Source organism: Kitasatospora sp. NPDC001603 (assembly GCF_040298365.1).
Taxonomy (GTDB): Bacteria; Actinomycetota; Actinomycetes; order Streptomycetales; family Streptomycetaceae; genus Kitasatospora.
Map to the genome: position 1 here is coordinate 1 of NZ_JBEPAA010000169.1, position 3,440 is coordinate 3,440.

Genomic DNA, 3,440 nt, shown 5'->3' on the forward strand with positions numbered 1-3,440 from the left:
ACGGTGAGGACGAACTTGCGGTCCGGTCTGCGGGGTTGTCCGTCCGCCGGTTGGAGCGGGCGCCGCTGGCGGGCCGTCCGGCGGTGCGTGACTGGAAGCCCGGCGGCACTGTGCTGATCACGGGTGCCACCGGCGCGCTCGGCCGTCACCTCGCCCGCCGACTGGCCGCCGACGGAGCCGAACACCTGCTGCTGCTGAGCGAGGACGCCTTCGAGGACGCCGAGTTCCTCGCCGAGCTGACCGCCTCCGGCGCCCGGGTGAGCGCCCACCGGTGCGAGGTGTCCGACCGGGCCGCGGTGGGCGCGCTGCTGGCCGGGCTGCCCGGGGAGCACCCGCTCACGGCCGTGTTCCACGCCGCCACGCTGCTCGACGACGCCCTGGTCAGTGCCTTGACGGTCCATCAGATGGAACACGTGCTGCGGGTCAAGGTGGGCGGTGCCCGGGTGCTGCACGAGCTGACCGAGGGCCTGGACCTCTCCGCCTTCGTCCTGTTCTCCTCCTTCGCCGGCGTCTGCGGGCTGGCCGGTCACGCCAACTACGCACCGGGCAACGCCTATCTGGACGCGCTGGCGCACCAGCGGCGGGCGGACGGCCTGCCCGCCACCGCGATCGCCTGGGGCCACTGGGACGGTGCCGTCACGGCCGCCCCCGGTGCCGAGGACCGGATCCGCCGGCACGGTGCCCGGGACCTCGACCCGGAGCTGGCCCTGGACGTCCTCGGGGGGATCCTGGACCACGACGAGACCTCCGTCGCTGTCCTGCACTGCGCCTGGGACGACCCGGCCTGGCGCCTCCCCCTGCTTGGCGGGCTCCGCGCCGAACGGCCCGGGCCGGCGCAGTCCGGCCCGGTGGTCGCCGACCCGTCGGACGACCCGGCGGCCGCGCTGGCCCGCCGCCTGGCGGAGCTGCCGGAGGCCGAGCGCCCCGGCGCCCTGCTGGCGCTGGTCCGGCCGGTGATCGCGACCGTCCTGCGGCACTCCTCGCCGGACGCGATCGAGCCCGACCAGCCGTTCAAGGACCTCGGCTTCGACTCGCTCACCGCCGTCGAACTGCGCAACCGCCTGCGGACCGCGACCGGCCTGCGGCTGACCGCCACCCTGATCTACGACCATCCGACCCCGGCGGCGCTCGCCGACCACCTGCACGCCGAACTGGCCCCGCGCCCCGACACCACCGTGGTGCCGGTCCTGGCCGAACTGGACCGGCTGGCGGCGGTCCTGTCCGCCGCCTCGCTCGCGGTGGCCGAACGCCAGGCGGTCGGCGACCGCCTCCAGGACCTGCTGGCCGGCTGGCGCGCCACCGCGTCGCGCGCCGACGGTCCCGCCGACACCGTCACCGAACTCGAAGCCGTGACCGACGACGAGCTGATCGGGCTCCTCGGCGACGAGTTCGGCATCTACCAGCCCGATCACTCCGCAGAGGGAAACGCTCATGAATGACGACCGGATGCGCTACTTCCTCAACCGGGTGACCGCCGAGCTGCGCGAGACCCGCGACCGCCTGCGGGAGGTGGAGGACAGCCGGCAGGAGCCGATCGCGATCGTCGGCATGGCCTGCCGGCTGCCCGGCGGCGTCACCTCGCCCGAAGGCCTGTGGGACCTGGTGGCGGCCGGCTCCGACGTGATCTCGGGGCTGCCCGTCAACCGCGGTTGGGACCTCACCGACTTCTACGACCCGGATCCGGACGTGCCGGGCCGCTCCTACGTCCGGGCCGGCGGGTTCCTGCACGAGGCCGCCGAGTTCGACGCCGCGTTCTTCGGCATCTCGCCGCGCGAGGCGCTGGCGATGGACCCGCAGCAGCGGCTGCTGCTGGAGACCGCCTGGGAGGCCTTCGAGCACGCGGGCATCGATCCGGTGTCGGTGCGCGGGACCGACACCGGGGTGTTCGCCGGCGTGGTCTACGGCGACTACGCGCGGCGCGGTGCGCAGATCCCGGCCGATCTGGAGGGGCACGTCGGCACCGGCAGCGCCGCCAGTGTCGCCTCTGGCCGGATCTCCTACACCCTGGGCCTGGAAGGCCCCGCGGTGACGGTCGACACCGCCTGCTCCTCCTCCCTGGTCGCCCTGCACCTGGCCGTCCAGTCGCTGCGGTCGGGCGAGTGCTCGCTGGCGCTGGCCGGCGGGGTGACGGTGATGCTCACCCCCGAGGAGTTCGTCCGCTTCTCCCGGCTGCGCGGTCTGTCCACCGACGGGCGCTGCCGGGCCTTCGGGGCCGGCGCGGACGGCTTCGGGATGGCCGAGGGCGTCGGGCTGCTGCTGGTCGAGCGGCTGTCGGACGCGCGCCGCAACGGGCATCACGTCCTGGCGGTGGTGCGCGGGTCGGCGGTCAACCAGGACGGCCGGTCCAACGGGCTGTCCGCGCCGAACGGCCCCGCCCAGCAGCGGGTGATCCGGCGGGCCCTGGCCGACGCCCGGCTGTCCGCCGCCGAGGTGGACGTGGTCGAGGCGCACGGCACGGGAACGAAGCTCGGCGACCCGATCGAGGCCCAGGCCCTGCTCGCCACCTACGGCCGGGACCGGCCGGCGGAGCAGCCGCTCTGGCTGGGCTCGCTGAAGTCCAACGTCGGCCACGCCCAGGGGGCGGCCGGCGTCTCCGGGGTGATCAAGATGGTGATGGCGATGCGGAAGGAGGTCCTGCCGAGGACGCTGCACGCCGAGGAGCCGTCCCCGCACATCGACTGGTCCTCGGGCGCGCTCCGGCTGCTCACCGAGGCCCGGCCGTGGCCGGCGGGGGAGCACCCGCGCCGGGCCGGCGTCTCGTCGTTCGGCATGAGCGGGACCAACGCGCACGTCGTCCTCGAACAGGCCCCGGCCCCGGTGGACGCGGAGCCGGGGGAGGTGCCGGCCGCGGTCGCGCCGGTGCCGGGGCCCGCCGTGGTGCCGTGGCTGCTGTCGGCGCGCAGCGCGCCCGCGCTCCGCGAGCAGGCCGCGCGCCTGCGTTCGGCCCTCGGGGCGGGCCGGGCCGAGGATCCGGCGGCGGTCGGCCATGCGCTGGCGACCACCCGGGCCGTTCTGGAGCACCGTGCGGTGGTGCTCGGGACCGACACGGACAGCCTGCTGCGCGGCCTCGACGCCGTGGCCGGGGACTCCCCGGCGCCGGGTGTGGTCCGCGGCGTGGCGGCGGGCCCCGGCCCGGGCCGGACGGTGTTCGTCTTCCCGGGGCAGGGTTCGCAGTGGGTCGGGATGGGTGTGGAGCTGTTGGCGGAGTCGCCGGTGTTCGCGGCGCGGTTGGCGGAGTGTGCGGAGGCGTTGGGGCCGTTCGTCGACTGGGATCTGCTCGATGTGCTGCGTGGCGCGCCCGGTGCTCCGTCGTTGGAGCGGGTGGATGTGGTGCAGCCGGTGCTGTTCGCGGTGATGGTGTCGTTGGCGGCGTTGTGGCGTTCGTACGGTGTGGAGCCGTCGGCGGTGGTGGGGCATTCGCAGGGGGAGATCGCGGCGGC

At 75.2% G+C, this 3,440-nt stretch carries 2 protein-coding genes; both read left to right on the forward strand.

What is annotated here, in order from left to right; translation table 11 throughout:
• On the forward strand, window positions 1-1,439 hold a 1,439-nt coding region (locus ABT263_RS38565), incomplete at its 5' end, for a beta-ketoacyl reductase (RefSeq protein ID WP_352298578.1).
• The coding region (locus ABT263_RS38570) for a type I polyketide synthase (RefSeq protein ID WP_352298581.1) at window positions 1,432-3,440 on the forward strand (2,009 nt) is incomplete at its 3' end. The genes ABT263_RS38565 and ABT263_RS38570, both read left to right, overlap by 8 nt.